The organism is Candidatus Buchananbacteria bacterium (assembly GCA_013359225.1).
Classification (GTDB): Bacteria; Patescibacteriota; Patescibacteriia; order Buchananbacterales; family UBA6539; genus JABWCG01.
In genome coordinates this window covers 148548-167156 of record JABWCG010000001.1, presented here as the reverse complement: position 1 = coordinate 167156, position 18609 = coordinate 148548, and the positions used below count along the sequence as shown (strand labels likewise).

Here is an 18609-nt window from a genome sequence, read left to right as displayed (position 1 = left end):
AATAAAACCAACATAATGTTTGAAAAAATTCTTGGCCGCTTTGGCCGACCCAGAAAACTGAAGCTGGCGCTCAAAATATTTTTTGTTCAGCAGCTTGGTGTTATGGTTAAATCCGGCATTTCACTGGCAGTAGCCCTCAAGACACTGGCCGAACAGACCAGCTCAAAATCATTTCGAAAAATACTTGCCGATATTCAGCAAGGAGTTGAAAAAGGCAATCTGCTTTCCAAGGGTCTTGAACAGTACCAATATGTTTTTGGCGACCTGTTCATTAATATGATTAAAGCCGGCGAGGCGTCCGGCAAACTGGAAGATGTATTAAACCAGCTCTTTATTCAAATGAAAAAAGACAACGAGATCATTTCTAAAGTTAAGGGGGCAATGATTTATCCAATGATTGTTATTGCGATGATGGTGGCAATCGGCGTTTTGGTTTTAGTGTATGTGATTCCGACAATGTCGGGCATCTTTTTGGAATTGAATGTTACCCTGCCACTGCCAACCAGAATCCTGATTGCCAGCAGTCAATTTGCCGTAACCTACGGAATTTTTATTGCCATCGCTGCCGTAGTCGGCATCATTGCACTTAATCGAATTATAAAAACTAAAGAAGGAAAGTTGAAATTTCACCAGTTATTGCTCAAGATGCCCGTCGCCGGCACCATCATTAAAAAAATTAACCTAGCGCGCTTTTGTCGAACACTAAGCTCTCTGCTTAAAACTGACATCCCGATTGTTCAATCCTTTGAAATTACTGCCCGAATCCTCGGGAACGCTCTATTTAAAAATGCTTTATCAGACGCTAAAGAAAAAATAAAAAAAGGAGTTAATATCAAAGATTCTCTAACACCATACATGAACTTATTTCCTCCCGTAGTCTTACAGATGATTGCAGTTGGAGAAGAAACCGGATCACTTGATGAAATCTTAGAAGAATCAGCCTCTTTCTACGAAGAAGATGTGCGCCAAACGATGGAAAATTTGCCATCAATTATTGAGCCGCTATTGATGGTGCTTCTGGGTATCGGCGTTGGTGGTATGGCTGTAGCCATCATTATGCCAATGTACTCTTTAAGTCAGGCAATCTAATGAAAAAAGGTTTCACGTTAATTGAATTCAGTATTACCATTGTCGTCGTCAGTCTTATAACTTTGGTGACTATTCCCGTATTTATCAACTACCAAAAAAATACCAAACTCAGAAGCGAGGCGCGAGTATTGGCAACAAACCTGCGACTTACTCAGCAGCTGGCAATTACTGAACAAGTGCTATACGATTTAACCTTATACCCAACCAGTAACGAGTATAAAATAATCAATTCGGAAACTAACGAGGTTATTAAGACGGTTGACATAGCTGCCGAAGTAACCATCAACCAAATCAATAACTTAACCGCTAACACGGTAACTTTTAACCCAACCGGCGGTGCGGCTCAAACCGGCAACATTGTCCTAATCAATACTAAAAACGAAACTTCAACCGTTGAGATAAAACCATCTGGCTATGTCGAAATTATTGAACAGTAAATCGGGATTCACCATTATTGAATCCACTATAGCAATTTTGATACTGCTAGTGGCGATTTTTGGCATCATGCAATTTTTCCCGCTGGGAATAAAAATTATTGGTGACTCGCAAAGCCAAACCATGGCATCAAATATCGCCTTGAGCAAAATTGAAGAAATACGATCTTTAAACTATGAAGATATCAGCACCGGGACAATTGAAGCAAAAAATCGCGTTTCATCCGACCCGGCTTCGCCACTATACAATTTTCAGCGACAAACTACCGTTGAAACAGTTGATAACAATTTTAACTCCTCCGCCTCAGATGTCGGACTCAAAAAAATTACCGTCACTGTCTTTTGGCAATCCCCCGTAGTATTAAAAGAAAAATCAACCGAGATTCAGTATATTATTAGCGACTATTAATAATGGACAGAAAAATTCCAACTAAAAGAAGTGGTTTAACCCTAATTGAGTTAACGGTGGCAATTACCATTGCCCTGCTCATTCTTTTAATTGTCAGTTCAACATTTATTTTAAATCAAAGGGTTTTTAGAAAAAGTAACCTCAAATCTGAATTAGTTCAAAACGCCAGAATTACTCTGGATTTAATGTCACGCGAAATCAGACAAGCTAAAGAACTAGTCACCATATTGCCGACTGATGATTCCGACCCCCTGACCGTTCCTCACGAAATTCAATTTGAAGACGGTCACACCACCTCCCAAATTCAATATATTAGATATTTTTTGGACAGTGATGATTTAAAAAAACAAATTATCGTTTACTATTTTGATACCGACCCCTCAACCTATGTTTATTGGGATGATGTTGACGCCTTTGGCGCTCCCGACCAATCAGTGCTTGAAGAAAAAATTATTGGCGAAAACTTTTCCAGCATGAATTTTTTTGGCGGCGATAATATAACCATTGAACTATTTTTAGAAAAACAAACGGAAGCGATAGAAATTGATACTGTTATTAACCCGAGAAATATATGAAAACCACACCTCGCGGCTTCGTTTTGATAATGTCAACATTAGTCATGACTAGTTTGTTAGTCGTGGGAGCATACCTGCTTTCAACAGCCGATTCAGAAAACAAAATTGCCAACGTCCAATCGCTAGCCACAAAAAATTACTATTTGGCCGAAACTGGCATCAATGATATGCTCTGGAAAATCCAAAACGATACTGCCACAAAAAATGCATTTTTGAATGGCACCCTAAGTGCCACAAACGATATTAGTAAATCCAGCGTCTTTGGCGATACTAACGCCTCATACCAAGTCACTGCCCGAAATACTGTAACGGCTGAAGCCTGGATTATTGCTACTTCAACATATCAAATTGGAGACAATGTTTCACAACGAGTGGTAAAATCATACATTTCTCGACCAACCGGCAGCGGCACCACTTGGGAATATGCCACATTTGCTGGCGGCCGCGGATCCCAACAGAACGGCAACTTTCGGTTTACGGGCTCTGGAATTGTTCTGCGCTCTACTGGCGGTCGCCTTCATGCAAACCAAGAATTTAAGGTCCAGGGCGCTGAAATTGTGGTGACCGATGGGGCGGTCACCTCATCAAACGTTATAAATGTTGTGGCCGGAGGTAAAATCACGCTTAATAACAGCTATAAAGAAGCGCCGACTTCAACTGTTGACATGCTACAAATTGATATTGACTCTGATGATCCCAATTCTTGGAAAAGCCGGGCGACAGCCACATATACCAAAACTCAGTTTAAAAACCTGCCTAACAATACCACGCTTAACGGGATAATCTATGTTGCGGGTGAGGCCGAAATTATCGGCAAAAATATGACCATTAACGGTGTTTTAGTGGCTGAAGGAGAAATTGAAGTGACGTTAGCCGGTAGAACGTTAACCGTTAACTCTGATGCTACCTATGGCGGCGGGCTAATTTCCAAAGAAGACGTTGATATTACCACCTCCGGAGGCACGGTCAATATAAACGGCTTGATTTATGCCGGAGACGACTTGGAGATTACCAGCTCAGGAACTGTTTTTAATATTAATGGCAGTATGACCGGGTTTGACGCTGAAATTACTTCAAGTGGCGGCGCAATTAATTTAGTCTATACGCCGGAAAACTTCCAAAAAGTGATTGATCCGATTTATAACCCTAACGGACCATTAATTCAAATTGATCACTGGGAAGAACAATATTAATTGTTAATAAATTAAAAAATTGCTATAATTATTCAAAAGAAATCAAAAAATTATGGCACTAAGTTTCGGACAAGAATTTTTTAGCATCGATATCAGTGACGGCGCATTACGGTTAATTCAGCTAAACAAAAAAGGTAAAAAAAATATCATAACTTCCTACAATGAACTAGCACTTCCGGCTGGTGTTATTACTAATGGCGAAATTACTGATGAAAAGAAATTGATTGAATTGATAAAAAAACTCACCAAGACCGCCCGAAGATTAAACGGTCGAAAAGTAATTTCAGTGTTACCAGAAACAAAAACTTTTATTAAGGTGATAGAGATAAAAACCCCTGAAGATAAAAATTCCTATCAACAACTCGTTAATGATGAGATCGTAAATCATATTCCGATGGCACTTGAAGAGATTTATCTTGACTGGCAAATTATTGAAAAAAAACCAGACACTACTAAGATTTTAATAGGGGCCGCAGCTAAAAATATTGTTGAAAGTTATTTTTTGGCATTAGAAAAAAGTGGCCTGTCCCCATATATCCTGGAAATTGAATCAGCAGCCATCATTAGATCGCTCATCGATAAAAATGACATCAAGCCAAGGATAATAATTGATTTTGGCGCCGCCCGATCCAGCTTAATAATTTATGACCACGGCACTGTCCAGTTTACGGTAAGTCTGCCGATTTCTGGCAATAATATTACCGAGACAATCGAAAAAACACTTAAGCTAGATCACAACAAGGCTGAGGAAGCAAAAATTGTCTGCGGACTTGATCCTCAGCGATGTGAAGGCGCACTGCTAAAAATTCTCTTAAAACCAATCGACGATATTAGTAAACACATCAAAAAGAGTCTGATCTTTTATAAAAGCAATTTTTCTGAGGCAAGCGAGATTGCAGAAATTATCCTCTGCGGCGGCGGATCCAACTTCATTGGCATTGATAAAGTCATTGCCCAAAAACTTAATCTGCCAGTGGCAATCGGCAACCCAATGATAAAAATAAAAAATGATAAAAAAGGGTCAATCCCCAAAGAAAGGATACTCTCATATACCACTGCTATCGGCCTGGCCTTAAGATCGTTTGATAAAAAAACCCTATATGATTAACCTCAACCTGATTCCGCCATCGAAGAAAAATGAGTTACGCCTGACTCAATTTTATATCATGATTAAAAATTTTGTTATTGCCATTTTATTGATTAATATACTGTCAGCCATTGCATTGCTGTCGGCAAAAGTAGTACTTCAAAATCACTTCAACCGGATTGTGGAGCAAACAACCCTAACCACTAAATATGCCAACACCTTAAGCCAAGATGTCAAAAATTTCAACACTCAACTAAACGCTGTTGCCAGTATCCAATCCGAATACTTGCTGTGGTCAAAATTTTTTATTGATTTTTCAAAATTAGTGCCGACCGGTATTGGCTTGGACAGCATAACCATTAAAGAAAATCGGATTCTTCTAACCGGCATTGCATCAACCCGAGACGAGCTTCTTAGCTTCCAAAAAAATTTGGAATCCTCTCCCCTGTTTTTCAACATTGAAGTACCAATTGACAACCTGCTGCGGCGAGAAGACATTGATATCAGCGTCAAAGCCGATATCAATATTGACGAAATAAAAAAATATGCAGACTAAACAAAAAATTATAATTGCCGTATTAGCGGTGTTGTTGCTGTCAGGAATGATATCCTATTTTATCATCTTACCGACGATTAATGACATTAAAAAAATAAGTAATGATGTTTATTTAGAAAGGTTAGATTTGGAAAAAAAATATCTCAAAGGACAGCTGTTGAAAAAAACTATGGAGGACTTTGAAAAAATTAAGCCTGAGAAAAATAAACTGGCTAACATTTTTATCAAGGAAGGAAAAGAATTAGAGTTTATCACCGCCCTTGAATCAATATCAAGCCAATATAAACTGGAACAAACATTGAAATTAGGAACCAAACAAGATCAGGGCTCAGGAACATACCATGCCGTACCACTTGAAATTGTCGTCAAAGGAACATTCGTCGACACTCTAAAATATTTAAATGAACTAGAAAAACTAAACTACTATTACAGTATTAGCTCCATTGCCCTGGGTTCAGCTCAAGACCAATCACTTAATCCGGTTGTCAGTTCTTTGATTGTCGGAAAGATATATGTTATGCCAGAGCCCGAGGAAGCAAAAATTACTACTAACCTATGAAAATAAAATTACCGAAAATTAAAGCGTCAAAGGCCTTGTTTTCCCTGCGATATTTTTACATCCTGATTTTTGTTCTCTTGTTAACGGCGCTAGCACTCTTAGGCAGTTTTTTATATAGAAATTTCTACCAAACTATCGCCCAATCGGAAGAAATAATCTTACTTAAAAAAGAAGTTGCTCCTGACATTATTGACATCAACAAAGTTGAAACCGTTTTAAATCGGCTAAATAAAAAATCATCAACCACCGATGATATTAATTTTGATGTAATAACTGATCCATTCAATGAAAATAAAGTTAACCCAGAAATCAACCAAGAGAATACTATAACGAACCAAGCAGAATTACCAAATCAGACTTCAACCAACACTGCGACAACCACCCCATAGGATATAAAAAAATCAGCCGACATTTACCGGCTGATTTTTTTATATCGTTTATTTTTGCAAAGCCTCAAGTAGTGCTAAAATCAGGTTGTCAATCTGTTTTTTATTATTGCCGCGACCAAGACTAAAACGAACGCTAGCCTTGGCAGCCGTCGCGTCAAGACCCAATGCCAGCAAAACATGAGACGGGTCCAGCGATCCAGAAGAACAGGCCGAACCGCTTGAGACAGCAAATCCAGCCTGATCAAGCAGCATTAAAACCGTTTCCCCTTCAGACTCAGGGAAAAGAACATTGGCGTTATTAGCAACCCGATGTTCACTATCACCATTCAATCGCGCTTGAGGGACTTTTTTTAAAATCAAATTAATAAGATAATCACGTAGTTCTAAAATTTTTTTCGTGTCAGATATCCGATTCTTTGAAGCTAGCTCCAACGCCCTGCCAAAACCAACAATGGCCGGAACATTTAAAGTTCCTGACCGGAAACCATATTCCTGACCGCCGCCGGAGAGTAGCGACTGCAGCGGCACTTCGGCCTTACGGTATAACAAACCAATACCCTTTGGCCCATACACTTTATGGCCGGATAATGATAGTAAATCCACTCCCAATGCCTCAACATCCAGCTCACAATAATTAGCGGCTTGTACAGCATCTGTATGAAAAAATATTCTTTGCTTACGAGATTGGTTAAGCTCTCTAATTAGCCGACCAATTTCAGCAATCGGCTGGACGGTACCAATCTCGTTATTAACGTACATAACTGAAACCAAAACAGTACTATCTTTAACCGCCCGTGACACAGCCTCAACCGAAACTAAACCATTACTGTCAGGCGGTAAATACGTTACTTCAATTCCCCACCGTTCCATTATTTTTGCCGGTTCTAAAATTGAGGGGTGCTCAATCTGCGAAACGATAATATGCTGCCCGGGCTGAGCCAAACCCTTTATAACAGTGTTATTGCTCTCTGTTGCACCAGATGTAAAGTAGATTTCATTCGCCCGGCAATTCAGGGCATCAGCGGCCTGCCGTCTGGCTTTTTCAACAGCTACTGCGGCCGTCTGGCCGAACCAATGGACCGACGAAGCATTGCCAAATTCTGAAGTCAGAAAAGGCATCATGCTTTCTAAAACCTCCTTGTCAATTGGAGTAGTGGCGGCGTGATCAAAATATATTCTTGTCTTATGAATAGTCATAGATTAATTACTAACTAAAATTATCACTTTGCGTCCCTGACTGATTTCTTCATCAGTCATTCCTCCTTTTGCTAATTCATGATCCCAATCATGAATCGCACTAAGCAGGCGCTGGTAACTATACCGAAAATCTTTACCACGCCTTGTTCCAGGATCATTAGTAATAAACTCCTGCGTGTTATCGTCAAACCCTTTAATGATTAGCATGTGATAAATCGGCCCCGGCGTTTGAAAATACGGATTGCCAAGTTCCCGGCCGGCGGCGGGAACAATAATCAACTTTCCTGCCACTAATTCCTGTTTAATCCGCTCAACATTTACGTCAGTTATTACTTCGGCCGAAAGCGTAAAATAGTCGCGTAAAATAGTCGCCGTTTCCTGAGCAGTCAAATCAATTTGGTACCCCTGCGTCTGCTCCCACTCAACTAAATCAAGAATTTCTTGTTCCATTATGTGAGCGCTCAGACTCTCTTTAGAAAAATACTTTTTTACCATAATCATCGACGCTTCTTCACATGCTTCCTCGTGCAACTGATCCCACACTGCATAAGGAGCCTGGGAAACAAAAACCATTTCCGAATCTAATTTTTGAGGTATAACAGCTTCCGGCCCGGCTTCCGGCATCTCAGTTGGCTTTGGAACAAGCGCTTCTTCTTTAACAGGCTTTAGGGGCACCTCTGATTCGGTAATTTCAACGTCTTGCTGGTTGGAAGTTGTCGCCGTTTTGCTGTCAGCGGCAACCGGTATTTGATCAGGCTCGCCGTTTGCTACAGCATTAAAATTAGACTCAATGCGAGGCGCACAGCCACTCAAAATTCCAACTAACAGGGTTATTATCAAAAAATAGCTAATTTTCATACTTTCCCAGTATATCCTAAAGCAGGTTGCTTGACAATCCAACAATTATCCTTTATATTATTTATGTTAAGTTAGTAAACTAATTATTTACCCCTATGGCACATAAGAAAGCCGGTGGATCCACACATCTTGGACGAGACTCCCAATCCAAACGACTTGGCATTAAGCTTTACGAGGGCGAATTTGCCCCCGCAGGAAGCATCTTAGTCCGCCAACGCGGCAGTAAATTCCGAGCCGGAAAAAATGTCAAGCGTGGCAATGATGATACGCTGTACGCCCTCATTCCAGGCGTAGTGAAATTCAGCCGCAAAAAGATCAAAAAATTTACCGGAAATATTGAATGGGCAAAATTTGTAAACATCTTGCCGAAAAATTCCGAAAAATAATTACTCAAAAAATCCTGCCGCTTACAAGTGGCAGGATTTTTTATTAGTCTTTATTTCTTAGCGACCGAACGCTTTTTTGCCGCAGCCACTAACCCCTTGAACAAAGGATGCGGATTTAATGGCCGAGATTTAAGTTCTGGATGAAACTGCGTACCCACAAAGAAAGGATGAGACGGAATTTCAATTATTTCAACCAGATGTTTGTCTGGTGATAACCCCGCCAATAATAACCCTTTTTTAGTCAATCGGTCGCGGTAATCATTATTAAATTCATAGCGGTGCCGATGACGCTCGCTGATTTTTTTAGTGCCATATAGCCCAATACTTTTGGAATTCTTATCCAGCACAGCCGGATATGCTCCTAGTCTCATGGTATTACCATACTGTTTCTTGGCCATTTTTTCGGCTTGGTCAGGCATGATATGAATTACCGGATGTTTGGTATTTGGTTTGAATTCCGTACTGGCAGCATCAGTCAATTTTGCGACGTTACGGGCAAATTCGATGGTTGCAAGCTGCATGCCATAGCACAATCCTAAATAAGGAATGCCGTTTTCTCTGACATACTTAATTGCCTGAATCTTGCCCTCAATGCCTCTACTGCCAAAACCGCCCGGAACAATCACTCCATCATAATCTTTTAATTCCTTAACGAGGCTGGGGTTTTTCTCATACACATCCGAGTTGATCCAATGAATCTCCGGTTTGACACCATTGGCTAAACCGGCGTGTTTTACCGCCTCAATAACTGAGATATATGAGTCCGGCAACACGAAATCGCCGGTGGCAAAATATTTACCAACAATACCAATTTTTACCTTCTTTTTGGCATTCTTAATTGAGCGAACCATTTTCTGCCAATCAGACAAATTCTTCTTTTTCGGCTTAAGCTTTAATTTTTTCAAAATTTTCTCACTCAAATTTTCTCGCTCCAAAATCAAAGGAATTTCATAAATTGATTCTACGTCAGGATTAGAAATAACGTCGTGTTTACTGACGTTGCAAAAAGTTGAGATCTTTTGTTTCCGCGGCTCATCAATCGGCAAGATTGATCGAGCAATAATAAAGTCCGGTTGGATCCCGGCCGCATTAACTTGCTGTACCGCATATTGGGTTGGCTTAGTCTTCATTTCACCAAGGGTACCGGGCACCGGTAAATAGCTTACTAAAATAAACAAAACATCTTCATGATTTCGGTAATGCATCATTCTGCCGGCCTCAAGAAATAAAACATTTTGATACTCACCAACCGTTCCGCCAACTTCAATAATTGTAATATCGGCCCTTGATTTAACGGCCGCCTTCTTAATCCGGCTAATCACCTCTTCAGGGATATGCGGCACCACTTCAACACACTTACCACCATACTCCAAGTTGCGTTCGCGGTTGATCACAGACTGATACACCCGGCCGGTAGTCATATAATTAACACGCAAAATATCCGTGTTTAAAAATCGTTCATAATTGCCGATATCCTGATCGGTTTCGTCGCCATCATCGGTAACAAACACTTCACCGTGTTCGGTCGGGTTCATTGTGCCGGCATCAACATTAATATATGGATCAATCTTAATCGCGGTAACCCGGTATCCCCGGGACTGAAGAATTTTTCCGATTGAAGCGGCGGTTACCCCTTTGCCAACCCCGGACATTACTCCCCCCATCACAAAAATAAATTTTGACATATGTTTAAATTAATTTGATAGTTAATATTTTTATAGCGACAAACCCACCGGCGACGGTGGGTCTTAATTGATATCTGCTTTGATTTTACCAAAACTAAAAGTCACTGTTATTCCGAATTAATAATTAAAGTAATTCTTGCCTCTAAACCGTGGTCTAAGTTAATCACAATCTCATGCTCTCCAAGTTCTTTAATATGACTGGCTGAAATTTGGTCTTTAGCAACATCAAACCCCTTTGATTTCAAGGCGCTGGCAATCTTCGCAGATGAAATCGCAGCGTATAATGTTCCTTCATCACTAGCCTTGGCGGTAATCTCAACTGTTTGCCCCTCAAGTTTTCTCGCCAGCTCTTCAGCCCGGCCCAGCTCCAGTTCGGCCTCTTTAGCCATCTTAGCACGCCTAACATCAAGCTCGGCAATTGCCTTGGCCGTTGCTTCCTCAGCCAGATTATTAGCCAACAAAAAATTCCTGGCATATCCCAAAGAAACATCTTTAAGATCTCCAGCTTTGCCTAAATTAGCGACATTCTTTAACAAAATTACTTTCAGGGTTTTTTTCATAAAAGTCTAAAATTTTATTACAAAATCAGAAAATTCACTAGTCGGTTCCGACCAGGTTTGTTCAATCTTTTGAACCATTGCTGGTCCAACACCATTATAACACCAGTCCACAAATTTTTTCAAGTCCTCGGCTGGGCCCTCGGCAACAATTTCAACCGAACCATCTTTACGATTCTTAACATGCCCCCGTAGCCCTCGACTTCGAGCCTCCTGCTGTGAAGCAAAACGAAAACCGACTCCTTGCACCTGCCCCTGAATTTTTAATACCAGGCGGCTGATCATAAATGTGTGTTAAATCCTTACTGACCGTTGCGGAGAAATTCCAAAGCTCGATCAAGTTGCGGATCGCGGTTATTTTCGTAATCCTCGCGGGTCATTACAACTTCGATATCTGGTTTAATACCTTCCTTATTGATATTGCGCTCCAGCGGCGTCAACCATTCAGCAATAGTCAACTTAACTGCTGAACCATCTTTAAATTTCTTTAAATCCTGGACTGAACCCTTCCCAAAAGTGGTTTCACCAATAATGGTCGCCTCATCGTAATCCTGCAATGCACCGGCCACGATTTCCGACCCAGAAGCACTGCCTCGGTTAACCAGAACAACCGTCGGAAAATCATTCAACCGTGCTTGGCGGTTTGCATTATGAGCAATTTTCACTCCATCGCGTAAACGCTCGTAAACCACTTCTTTACCATTCACCCATTCACCGGCAATTTCAATTGCCGTCTGCAAAAAACCACCCGGGTTATTACGTAAATCCAAGACAATACCTTTTGGATTCGCCGCTAACGCTTCCTGGATCGTCTTATTCCAATCAGCCAGGGTATTTTCGTTAAAATAGCTTAACTCAATATATGCAATATCCCCATCCTTAAGTTCAAAACCTTCTTCCGGTTTGCCGTCAGCACTCTTGCGGGAAAGTTTAACGCTGTCAATTTCAATAGTATCCCGAACAATGGTAACATCGTGCGGTTCTGAATCGCCGGTTCGATAGATAGACAATACCACCTCGCTGCCTTTATCTCCCCGAATTTTGCTCACTGCGTAATCTAAGGCAATCCCGGCAGTGTCATAGCCGTCAATAGCCAAAATCGCGTCACCAGCGCTCAAACCGGCTTGTTTAGCAGGTGTACCCTCTAACGGCGCAATCACGGTAAGCTGGCCCTCTTTGATGCCGATTTCAGCGCCAATACCCTCAAAACTACCCGAAAGCTCTTCTTCAAATTTCTCCGAGATCTCCGGATCAAAAAATACCGAATACGGATCGTCTAAGGCACCAACTAGACCAGCCATTGCACCATAAAATAGCTGGGTGTCCGTAACATCTGACTGAACATAATTTTCTTTGATATATTTCCACACTTGCCAAAATTCCTGAAAGTCAACATCTTCTTTCAAAAAGTCAGGAATCTCTTCGGCGTTGGTGATTTCACCACCAGAAATATTTTTTTGCTCATTCTTAAATAACGATGACTTACCAACCGCAAACCCCAAAATAAAAACAAGCAATATGGCGATTAAGCCCGCATAACTAACCAAAATTCCTTTAACTAACTTTGGTTTTTGATTTTGATTTTCCGTCATGTGATTATCTTAAATTATTCTTCAATCTTTTTTATTTTAGCACCTACTTTTGACAGGCGGCTGCACAAATCCTGATACCCGCGCTCAATGGAATATGTGTGATGTAGAATTGATGAGCCTTTCGCGGCTAGCATGGCAACCAAAATAATCGTTGAAGGCCGTAGCGCCGGCGGACAAATTACTTCGGCGGCGGTAAGTTTCGTAGGACCGGTAATATAAACCCGATGTGGATCAACTAGATTAACCTTCGCCCCCAGCTTATTTAATTCGGTATAGTAGATAGCGCGATTTTCGTAGACCCAATCAAAAATAAATGTCTCGCCTTTCGCTTGCGTGGCAATTGGTACAAAAAATGGCAAGTTATCCATGTTCAAACCCGGATACGGCCGGGCATAAATTTTTTCTTCAAGCGCCACCAGCTTACTCTTAAATGTTTTAATATCAACTAAATTGGCCTGGCCGTTTTTGGCTTTATACCGCCTCAGAATTTCATATTTAAAGCCCATTTTCTCAAGCTTTAAAAGCTCAAGCGTTAAAAAATCAATCGGACACCGCTTAATCGTCAGGCTTGAATTAGTAGTCACTGCAATCGCCAAAAATAACATCGATTCAATTGGGTCTTCAGTCAGATAATAGGTAATATTTTTATTAATGTTCTTTTGGCCATAAATTTCCAGAGTGGTGGTGCCAATCCCTTTGATTTTTATTCCTAATTTCTGCAAAAAGAAACAAAGGTCCTGAACCTGATAATTGGCTGAAGCATACGACACCCTGGTGCGGCCCCCAAGACGGGCGGCGACCATCAAAACATTTTCCGTCACCGTGTCACCCGATTCGTACAATGCAATGTCGCCGGCCGCGCGAAGATTACGCGCCAAAACCTCATAATATCGTGATGTCGTTTTTACTTTTATTCCAAAATTTTCCAAAGCAAACAAATGGGGTTTGACCGTACGTTTGCCAATTCGACAGCCGCTGGGCTGTGGAACTTTGAATGACTGATAGTCAGCCGCCAGCGCCGCTAACCAAAAAATAATGCTTCGGGTGCGACTCGCTGCCTGATAATTTAGCTTGGAAAAATTTAATTTCTTCGGCGGCTTGATACGAATATTGTTTTCACCAAACCAGGTCACCGAAACACCAACGCTTTCCAGCACTTCAATGATCCGGTTAACTTCCTCAATCTTTGGCACTCCCATTAAAGTTGTTACACCTTTATTCAAAAGAGCCGCATTCAATAAAACAACGGCGGCATTTTTTGACGTATTGGTTACCAGCGTGCCTCGCAGGCGCTGCTGGCCGGTGATGAGGTAATTTGACATAGGGTAGCTAAGCGGTCTAAAATTTGGTAAAATTTAAACGTTAGACTTAATAATTCTACTATTTTAGTTACTTTTTTTCAAGCAGCGCCATTATGAAACTTAAATACCGCCGAATTCTATATATTACTTTCATCATCGCCTTTTTTGTTATTACCTCAATTACTATTATCTACGCTGCTGGCTATAGCTATAATTTCAAAAAAGGCCGCGTTGAAAAAACCGGAATTCTTTATCTGGAATCATTCCCCAAAAACGCCGACATTTTTATTAACGGTAAATATGAAGGTAAAACTCCCAAACGTTTCACTCGCCTGCTGCCCGACACCTATTTTGTTCAAGTGACTAAAGATGGGTATTACCCCTGGCAACAAGACCTGGGAGTGCAAAGCAATCTGACAACATTCAGCCGAGACATTGTCTTGTTTAAAAAAACGCTACCAATTAATTTAATTGAAGGTGATATCAATATTTTTAAAACTGCGCCAAGCCAGGAGAAAATAATCTACTCTAAACTTAGTGAAAAAGACGAGGAGCTCAGACTCTATAACATCAAAACCGGCACCGATTTTTTGATTAAGTCATTTGGTCGCCAAACCTATAACAACCTTGAATTTGTCCGTTGGTCGCCGAGCCAAAACAAGGCTCTGTTCAGACAAACAGTCGGTGACTTTAATAAATATCTGATTATTGACGCTGATACCCTAAAAATTAAAGATTTATTCGATATTACGCGTTTAAATTTCGACGATGTTGTCTGGGATGAAAATAATGATAACTATCTGTACGGTTTGCGAAAATCAGTATTATACCAAATTGATTTATTTGATAATTCAACAACATCGCTATTATCCGCTAATATCCAGGATATCCAGGTGCGAAACCAAAGCCTCTACTACATCACCAAAACTGGACGGGAATCTTACCTGAATAAAAATATTTTGGAAAATAAAACGGTTAGCGAAACCGAAAAAATAAAGCTGCCCGACCAGTCACAATTCAGCTTTAAAGAATCAGTCACGGGATTTTTGACCCTGCAAGACCACCGAACCGGCGACCTGTTCATTATCAATGATGATTCATTCTCGACTGCAGATATTGCCGACGACATCATCCTGCAAGATAAAGCCCAGCAAGTCGTCTGGTCCGTGGAACTGGGAAAAATTTTATATTATACCGATTTTGAAATCTGGATTTTTGATACCAAAACCAAGGAAAAAGATCTGATTACCCGATTCGGCGAGGAAATCAAGCAAGTACTTTGGTATCCTAAACACAACTATATCATCTACCAAACAAAAAATAGCATCCGGATAATTGAAGCTAAAGAATACGATACAAAAAATAATATTGAGTTAACCTCTCTGGAAACGATTGATTCAATGACGATTGATAACAGCGGAAATAATCTCTATTTCAAAGGAAAAATCGGCAACCAAAGCGGCGTTTACCGCCTGGAAATTCAATAGTTACTTTTTAGCCGCCGCCAGATTCGCCGCCTGCAGCAGACTGTCAAATGATTCACCGCCGTCACCCCACCAACCTTGAAGAATTTCAAAGGTCATTTCACCCTTACTAACGTAAAAATTGTTTACATCGGTGATTTCGAGCTCTCCGCGACCGGAGGGTTTTAATTTTTTCACCGCTCCCCACACCTGGGCATCATACAGATATACACCCACTACGGCAAAATTAGTTTTCGGCTGCTTTGGCTTTTCTTCAATGCTTTTAATCTTATCTCCGCTAATTTCAGCAACGCCAAACGATTTTGGATTAACGACTTCTTTCAAAAAAATCTTGGCACCAGACGATTGCGATTTAAAACTTTCAATGGCGTTAGTAATGTCATCTTCCAAAATATTATCGCCAAGCATTACGACAATTTTTTCGTTATCCGCGAAATCTTCACAAAGGCTTAACGCCTGAGCAATGCCACCGGCTTCTTCCTGAACCGCATATGAAAATTTAGCCCCAAACTCCTTGCCGGATTTAAGTAGCTCTAAAAATTGTCCAGCATGCCCTTTGCCCGAGACAATCATAATATCTTTAATACCGGCATTAACCAACGTCTGAATTGGATAATAAATCATCGGCCGATCATAAACCGGCAATAAATGTTTGTTGGTTACTCTGGTGAGTGGATCCAGGCGTGAACCAGTTCCACCAGCTAAAATTATTCCCTTCATAAGTTATTGTAAATAATCTTTTAATGCTTCCTGCCAGCTGCGCAACGGCTCCAGCTTTGTGTTTAACAACACCGAATATTTCGGCCGCGGGGTTGGTAGCTGATATTCCTGGGAAGTAATCGGATTTAACTTGACATCTAACTTGCTAAATTCAAAAATTGTTCGGGCAAATTCATACCAGGTACAAACACCCTCATTAACAACATGATACGTGCCGCACGATTTTTGGCCAAGGACAATCTCTTTAGTCTGTTGCGCTAAATCTAATGTATATGTCGGTTTGCCGAACTGATCGTTAACAACATTCAAATCCCGTCCTTCACGGGCTAATTTTAGCATAGTTTCCACAAAATTCAAGCCTCGCGGCTTACCGACCTGGGGAAATTTACCATACAGCCAACTGCTACGGATAATGTAATGCATCTCGCAATATTGCCTGACGAGCGCTTCACCCTTAGCCTTTGACTGCCCATAAATGTTTAGCGGATTAGCTTGATCATCTTCTTTATAACCGTTACTATTTTCACCGTCAAAGACATACTCCGTACTAAAATGAACCAAAATGGCCGACAATTTCTGGCAAGTTTTCGCTAAGTAGCCAACACCATCAGCGTTAACTTTAAAGGCAAGTTCTGAATCAGTTTCTGCACCATCAACATTAGTATAGGCCGCAGCGTTAATAACAATTGTTGGCGAAAAAGCGCTAAGTTTTTTTTGAACTGCCGCTTCATCAGTGATATCTAAATCAGACTGATCCCACAGTGTTGGTTTTTGATTGCTAAAAACTTCGGCCAAGTCATGGCCAAGCATGCCATTGGCGCCTAAAATTAAAATTTTTTGTTCCATTGTTTTGTCAAAATCATTACTAGGTGTTTTTTAAACCTTAGCTGCTGCGGGATTGAATTTGCTAACTCAATATTGATATAAGAAGAAAAATAACTTTTTGGCAGCGACGTAACATAGTTTAATTGGCTAATCCCGGCGGCGGTGTGTTTACTTTTACCGTTTGGCAATACCGCACTTAAATGATTACATCCAACTTTGTATTTTTTAATCGCCTGCTTTGCGACTTCAAGTTCCGGATTGCCAGAAATTTCAAACTGCTTAACGTGTGATAAATCAACACACACTCCCCCAACCTGCTTCAAAGCCGCTAAACTTTTAATGCGGTGCTTGCCGTCATTCGTCTCAACAAAAAAAATCTTCTTATGTTTTGAATTTTTAAAATGTTTTAAAAATTGAAAGTGGATCGTAAATGCCTTAACGCCATATCGTTTAACTAAATAATCAAGTTCTGACTCTTTCATGTCGTGTCGGGCATGAACGTGCGGAATCCGCCTGACAGTTGATTGTGCCAGCAGTTGGTAGAGTTCTTGGCGTTCACGGTAGCCAATACCGGTCAAAAAAAGCGAAATTTCTTTCAGCTTAAATTTATTGACATCGCTAATCATCTGGCGCCAGTCGCCTAAAAACGTCACCACCGAAACATATATTCTTTTTGCAATTCGATCACTGGTCATCAACAACTACGCCCTTTCGTACTGTTTTTTATAGTATTCCCGATACTCGCCGGATTTTATCTTTTTCCACCAGCCTTCGTTTTGACGGTACCATTCCACCGTCTTTGCTAAATAGGTGTCAAAATCATACTGCGGCTTGTAACCAAGTTTTTGTTTAGCTTTTGACCAGTCAATTTCATAACGCCGGTCATGACCAGGGCGGTCCTGCACAAACTCGATAGCGTCTTCTGATTTTCCAAGCAGGGCAATAATTTTTTTAACGACTTCAAGATTACTAATGCCACTAGTCAAGCCGCCGATCGAATACGTTTGACCGATCTCGCCTTTTTGCAAAATCAAATCAATTGCCCGGCAATGATCATCAACATACAGCCAATCACGGACATATAAACCGTCACCATAGACCGGGACCTTTTTACCTTCGAGCAGATTAGTAATGGCCAGCGGAATAAACTTCTCCGGAAATTGGTACGGTCCGTAATTATTAGCACAGTTACTGATTGTCACGTCCAACTTATGCGTATAGTAAAATGCCCGCACTAAGTGGTCAGACCCGGCCTTTGACGCCGAATACGGATTGCGCGGATTATAGGGCGACTGTTCATTAAATTTTTCTTGGGCGTCCAGACTGAGCGCCCCATATACTTCATCGGTTGAAATATGATGAAAACGCTTGTCATGATCTTTTGCCGCCTGCAGCAAAATCTGCGTGCCAACAACATTGGTACGAATAAATTCACCAGCGTCAGCAATAGAGCGGTCAACATGGCTTTCAGCCGCAAAATGGACAATCAAATCACACTCTTTCACCAAGGTTCCAACGACATCAATGTTTGTAATATCACCCAAGACAAAGCGGTAATTTGGTTTACCTTCAAAACCTTTCAAATTTTCCAGATTGCCGGCATAAGTTAATTTATCCAAATTAACCACCTCATCATGTGGATGAGTCATTAGCCAATACCGAATAAAATTGGAGCCGATAAAACCGGCGCCGCCGGTTACTAATAGTTTCATA

Annotated in this window: 22 protein-coding genes; 11 read left to right on the top strand and 11 right to left on the bottom strand. The window is 40.8% G+C overall.

Going from position 1 to position 18609, the window contains the following annotated elements:
* Window positions 1–15 precede the first annotated feature (15 nt).
* Genes HUU49_00940 through HUU49_00900 form a run of 9 tightly spaced genes read left to right on the top strand, consistent with a single transcriptional unit; the run spans window position 16 to window position 6291 of the window.
* Complete coding sequence (locus HUU49_00940; protein NUM25172.1) at window positions 16–1089, top strand: type II secretion system F family protein; 1074 nt, start codon at window positions 16–18, stop codon at window positions 1087–1089.
* Entirely contained in the window at window positions 1089–1526 is a 438-nt protein-coding gene (locus HUU49_00935; protein NUM25171.1) for a type II transport protein, read from the top strand. The genes HUU49_00940 and HUU49_00935 overlap by 1 nt, the downstream gene beginning before the upstream one ends.
* A complete protein-coding gene (locus HUU49_00930) occupies window positions 1504–1932 on the top strand; it encodes a hypothetical protein (GenBank protein ID NUM25170.1) in 429 nt (142 codons plus the stop codon). The genes HUU49_00935 and HUU49_00930 overlap by 23 nt, the downstream gene beginning before the upstream one ends.
* Window positions 1933–1934: 2 nt before the next feature.
* Window positions 1935–2507, top strand: coding sequence for a prepilin-type N-terminal cleavage/methylation domain-containing protein (locus tag HUU49_00925; protein NUM25169.1), 573 nt, complete (start codon window positions 1935–1937; stop codon window positions 2505–2507).
* Window positions 2504–3700 carry a hypothetical protein gene (locus tag HUU49_00920; protein NUM25168.1) on the top strand — a complete coding sequence of 399 codons (1197 nt, stop codon included), beginning with the start codon at window positions 2504–2506 and terminating at the stop codon, window positions 3698–3700. The genes HUU49_00925 and HUU49_00920 overlap by 4 nt, the downstream gene beginning before the upstream one ends.
* Before the next feature lie 52 nt (window positions 3701–3752).
* On the top strand, window positions 3753–4808 hold the full coding sequence (gene pilM / locus HUU49_00915; protein ID NUM25167.1) for a type IV pilus assembly protein PilM: 1056 nt from the start codon (window positions 3753–3755) through the stop codon (window positions 4806–4808).
* Complete coding sequence (locus HUU49_00910; GenBank protein NUM25166.1) at window positions 4801–5343, top strand: PilN domain-containing protein; 543 nt, start codon at window positions 4801–4803, stop codon at window positions 5341–5343. The genes pilM and HUU49_00910 overlap by 8 nt, the downstream gene beginning before the upstream one ends.
* Window positions 5333–5902, top strand: a complete 570-nt coding sequence (locus HUU49_00905) for a hypothetical protein (protein ID NUM25165.1) — start codon at window positions 5333–5335, stop codon at window positions 5900–5902. The genes HUU49_00910 and HUU49_00905 overlap by 11 nt, the downstream gene beginning before the upstream one ends.
* Window positions 5899–6291, top strand: a complete 393-nt coding sequence (locus HUU49_00900; protein ID NUM25164.1) for a hypothetical protein — start codon at window positions 5899–5901, stop codon at window positions 6289–6291. The genes HUU49_00905 and HUU49_00900 overlap by 4 nt, the downstream gene beginning before the upstream one ends.
* Window positions 6292–6339: 48 nt before the next feature.
* On the opposite strand, the gene HUU49_00895 is transcribed toward HUU49_00900, so the two are convergent.
* Together HUU49_00895 and HUU49_00890 are read right to left on the bottom strand one after the other, a co-directional pair.
* The gene (locus HUU49_00895; GenBank protein NUM25163.1) at window positions 6340–7488 is read right to left on the bottom strand and encodes a cysteine desulfurase; all 1149 of its coding nucleotides are present in this window, start codon (window positions 7486–7488) and stop codon (window positions 6340–6342) included.
* A gap of 3 nt (window positions 7489–7491) precedes the next feature.
* A complete protein-coding gene (locus HUU49_00890; protein NUM25162.1) occupies window positions 7492–8346 on the bottom strand; it encodes a C39 family peptidase in 855 nt (284 codons plus the stop codon).
* Window positions 8347–8441: 95 nt separating this feature from the next.
* Between HUU49_00890 and rpmA the strand changes: the two genes are divergently transcribed.
* Window positions 8442–8732: a 50S ribosomal protein L27 gene (gene rpmA / locus HUU49_00885; protein NUM25161.1), complete on the top strand. Its 291-nt coding sequence runs from the start codon at window positions 8442–8444 to the stop codon at window positions 8730–8732.
* A 50-nt stretch (window positions 8733–8782) separates the two neighbouring features.
* Here the strand turns inward: rpmA and HUU49_00880 are convergent, their stop codons facing one another.
* From HUU49_00880 to HUU49_00860, 5 genes are all read right to left on the bottom strand, one after another.
* Window positions 8783–10417, bottom strand: coding sequence for a CTP synthase (locus tag HUU49_00880; GenBank protein ID NUM25160.1), 1635 nt, complete (start codon window positions 10415–10417; stop codon window positions 8783–8785).
* Window positions 10418–10524: 107 nt separating this feature from the next.
* Entirely contained in the window at window positions 10525–10977 is a 453-nt protein-coding gene (rplI, locus tag HUU49_00875; GenBank protein ID NUM25159.1) for a 50S ribosomal protein L9, read from the bottom strand.
* A gap of 6 nt (window positions 10978–10983) precedes the next feature.
* Window positions 10984–11259: an acylphosphatase gene (locus HUU49_00870; protein ID NUM25158.1), complete on the bottom strand. Its 276-nt coding sequence runs from the start codon at window positions 11257–11259 to the stop codon at window positions 10984–10986.
* Window positions 11260–11276: 17 nt separating this feature from the next.
* Window positions 11277–12566 carry a S41 family peptidase gene (locus tag HUU49_00865; GenBank protein NUM25157.1) on the bottom strand — a complete coding sequence of 430 codons (1290 nt, stop codon included), beginning with the start codon at window positions 12564–12566 and terminating at the stop codon, window positions 11277–11279.
* A 14-nt stretch (window positions 12567–12580) separates the two neighbouring features.
* Entirely contained in the window at window positions 12581–13888 is a 1308-nt protein-coding gene (locus HUU49_00860) for a UDP-N-acetylglucosamine 1-carboxyvinyltransferase (protein ID NUM25156.1), read from the bottom strand.
* Between the two features lie 92 nt (window positions 13889–13980).
* On the opposite strand from HUU49_00860, the gene HUU49_00855 reads away from it, so the two are divergent.
* On the top strand, window positions 13981–15354 hold the full coding sequence (locus HUU49_00855) for a PEGA domain-containing protein (GenBank protein NUM25155.1): 1374 nt from the start codon (window positions 13981–13983) through the stop codon (window positions 15352–15354).
* Here HUU49_00855 and HUU49_00850 read toward each other — a convergent pair whose 3' ends face one another.
* The 4 genes from HUU49_00850 to rfbB are packed head-to-tail and all read right to left on the bottom strand — an operon-like array spanning window position 15355 to window position 18608.
* Window positions 15355–16071, bottom strand: a complete 717-nt coding sequence (locus tag HUU49_00850) for an NTP transferase domain-containing protein (GenBank protein NUM25154.1) — start codon at window positions 16069–16071, stop codon at window positions 15355–15357.
* A gap of 3 nt (window positions 16072–16074) precedes the next feature.
* Complete coding sequence (gene rfbD, locus HUU49_00845; GenBank protein ID NUM25153.1) at window positions 16075–16917, bottom strand: dTDP-4-dehydrorhamnose reductase; 843 nt, start codon at window positions 16915–16917, stop codon at window positions 16075–16077.
* Entirely contained in the window at window positions 16899–17591 is a 693-nt protein-coding gene (locus tag HUU49_00840) for a hypothetical protein (GenBank protein ID NUM25152.1), read from the bottom strand. Before HUU49_00840 ends, rfbD begins: the two co-directional genes overlap by 19 nt.
* A 6-nt stretch (window positions 17592–17597) precedes the next feature.
* Window positions 17598–18608 carry a dTDP-glucose 4,6-dehydratase gene (gene rfbB / locus HUU49_00835; protein NUM25151.1) on the bottom strand — a complete coding sequence of 337 codons (1011 nt, stop codon included), beginning with the start codon at window positions 18606–18608 and terminating at the stop codon, window positions 17598–17600.
* Between the last annotated feature and the right edge of the window lies 1 nt (window position 18609).

What these genes read in the sequence shown, in the direction of transcription:
- HUU49_00940 (NUM25172.1), top strand. Translation starts at nt 16, where the DNA reads ATGTTTGAAAAAATTCTTGGCCGCTTTGGCCGACCCAGAAAACTGAAG.
- HUU49_00935 (NUM25171.1), top strand. Translation starts at nt 1,089, where the DNA reads ATGAAAAAAGGTTTCACGTTAATTGAATTCAGTATTACCATTGTCGTC.
- HUU49_00930 (NUM25170.1), top strand. Translation starts at nt 1,504, where the DNA reads ATGTCGAAATTATTGAACAGTAAATCGGGATTCACCATTATTGAATCC.
- HUU49_00925 (NUM25169.1), top strand. Translation starts at nt 1,935, where the DNA reads ATGGACAGAAAAATTCCAACTAAAAGAAGTGGTTTAACCCTAATTGAG.
- HUU49_00920 (NUM25168.1), top strand. Translation starts at nt 2,504, where the DNA reads ATGAAAACCACACCTCGCGGCTTCGTTTTGATAATGTCAACATTAGTC.
- pilM (NUM25167.1), top strand. Translation starts at nt 3,753, where the DNA reads ATGGCACTAAGTTTCGGACAAGAATTTTTTAGCATCGATATCAGTGAC.
- HUU49_00910 (NUM25166.1), top strand. Translation starts at nt 4,801, where the DNA reads ATGATTAACCTCAACCTGATTCCGCCATCGAAGAAAAATGAGTTACGC.
- HUU49_00905 (NUM25165.1), top strand. Translation starts at nt 5,333, where the DNA reads ATGCAGACTAAACAAAAAATTATAATTGCCGTATTAGCGGTGTTGTTG.
- HUU49_00900 (NUM25164.1), top strand. Translation starts at nt 5,899, where the DNA reads ATGAAAATAAAATTACCGAAAATTAAAGCGTCAAAGGCCTTGTTTTCC.
- HUU49_00895 (NUM25163.1), bottom strand. Translation starts at nt 7,488, where the DNA reads ATGACTATTCATAAGACAAGAATATATTTTGATCACGCCGCCACTACT.
- HUU49_00890 (NUM25162.1), bottom strand. Translation starts at nt 8,346, where the DNA reads ATGAAAATTAGCTATTTTTTGATAATAACCCTGTTAGTTGGAATTTTG.
- rpmA (NUM25161.1), top strand. Translation starts at nt 8,442, where the DNA reads ATGGCACATAAGAAAGCCGGTGGATCCACACATCTTGGACGAGACTCC.
- HUU49_00880 (NUM25160.1), bottom strand. Translation starts at nt 10,417, where the DNA reads ATGTCAAAATTTATTTTTGTGATGGGGGGAGTAATGTCCGGGGTTGGC.
- rplI (NUM25159.1), bottom strand. Translation starts at nt 10,977, where the DNA reads ATGAAAAAAACCCTGAAAGTAATTTTGTTAAAGAATGTCGCTAATTTA.
- HUU49_00870 (NUM25158.1), bottom strand. Translation starts at nt 11,259, where the DNA reads ATGATCAGCCGCCTGGTATTAAAAATTCAGGGGCAGGTGCAAGGAGTC.
- HUU49_00865 (NUM25157.1), bottom strand. Translation starts at nt 12,566, where the DNA reads ATGACGGAAAATCAAAATCAAAAACCAAAGTTAGTTAAAGGAATTTTG.
- HUU49_00860 (NUM25156.1), bottom strand. Translation starts at nt 13,888, where the DNA reads ATGTCAAATTACCTCATCACCGGCCAGCAGCGCCTGCGAGGCACGCTG.
- HUU49_00855 (NUM25155.1), top strand. Translation starts at nt 13,981, where the DNA reads ATGAAACTTAAATACCGCCGAATTCTATATATTACTTTCATCATCGCC.
- HUU49_00850 (NUM25154.1), bottom strand. Translation starts at nt 16,071, where the DNA reads ATGAAGGGAATAATTTTAGCTGGTGGAACTGGTTCACGCCTGGATCCA.
- rfbD (NUM25153.1), bottom strand. Translation starts at nt 16,917, where the DNA reads ATGGAACAAAAAATTTTAATTTTAGGCGCCAATGGCATGCTTGGCCAT.
- HUU49_00840 (NUM25152.1), bottom strand. Translation starts at nt 17,591, where the DNA reads ATGACCAGTGATCGAATTGCAAAAAGAATATATGTTTCGGTGGTGACG.
- rfbB (NUM25151.1), bottom strand. Translation starts at nt 18,608, where the DNA reads ATGAAACTATTAGTAACCGGCGGCGCCGGTTTTATCGGCTCCAATTTT.